General features: G+C 74.9%; 1 protein-coding gene and 1 pseudogene. One reads left to right on the plus strand and one right to left on the minus strand.

All coding sequences use genetic code 11. The features are described 5' to 3' along the window. A pseudogene (locus HZF19_RS16115) lies at positions 1–473 on the plus strand (hypothetical protein); the annotation flags it as partial. On the opposite strand, the gene HZF19_RS16120 reads toward HZF19_RS16115, so the two are convergent. After that, the gene (locus tag HZF19_RS16120; RefSeq protein ID WP_208029818.1) at positions 454–795 is read right to left on the minus strand and encodes an IS3 family transposase; all 342 of its coding nucleotides are present in this window, start codon (positions 793–795) and stop codon (positions 454–456) included. The pseudogene HZF19_RS16115 and the gene HZF19_RS16120 sit on opposite strands and share 20 nt — an antisense overlap. Between the last annotated feature and the right edge of the window lie 59 nt (positions 796–854).

The raw sequence follows: 854 nt of genomic DNA on the forward strand, positions 1-854 counted from the left end.
AGGCTCGGGAGCGGGCCGAGGCCGCGCTGGCCCGGGCAGAGCAGGACCGCCGGGAGGCCCGGGAGGCGCTGGCCCGCGAGCGCTCCGCCCGGCGCGCCGCCGAGGAGCGGCTCGCCCGGTCCGAGGAGCAGGTCGCCTCGCTCCGCCGGGAGCGGGCTGGCGCGGTGCGGGCGCTGAAGGACCTCGAGGCCCGCCATGCCGCGCGCACCGGTGAGCTGCGCGACCTCGAGGCCGCGCTGGCGGCGCGGGACCGGAGCCTGGCCGAGTCTCGAGAGCGGCTCGCCGAGCGTGAACGAGCCCTCGAGGCCGCCGAGGCGCGCATCGACGAGCTCGAGCGGGCCCTGATCGAGGCCCACTTGGATGCCCCGGTGCCCCCTGCGACGGCGTCGGGTCCGGCGAGCGTCCCGGCTCGCCGGACCCGACGTGCGCCCAGCCGGCTCCCGGTGGGTAGCGTCAGGTTTGCGAGGCGGTGAAGTACGCCCAGCCGTCCTCGCCGCACCAGACGCTGGTGAGGTCGGTCTGCCACAGCTCGTTGGGAGCGCCGATGTTGAACGGCCGGCCCTGCGCCTTGGGGTGGCGGACACGGCAGGTCTGTTGCAGACCCCACCGGCGCAACAGCCGGGCGATCCGCTTGCGGTTCACCGGCCAGCCCGCCCGGCGCAGCCTCGAGCACAGCTTGCGGTAGCCCGCAGCCGGATGGCGGCGGGCCAACACGTGCAGGGCGACTTCGAGGGTCTTCGTCTCCGGCGACGCCACAGCTGACGCCGCTCGCCGAAATTCCCCAGGGTTGCTCATCGGAATTCCCCACCCTGGTGGCAGGTGAACTCTAGGTCGCGGGGCCTCCTTCGGTGAGC

The organism is Rhabdothermincola sediminis, assembly GCF_014805525.1.
Lineage (GTDB): Bacteria > Actinomycetota > Acidimicrobiia > Acidimicrobiales > Acidimicrobilacustridaceae > Rhabdothermincola > Rhabdothermincola sediminis.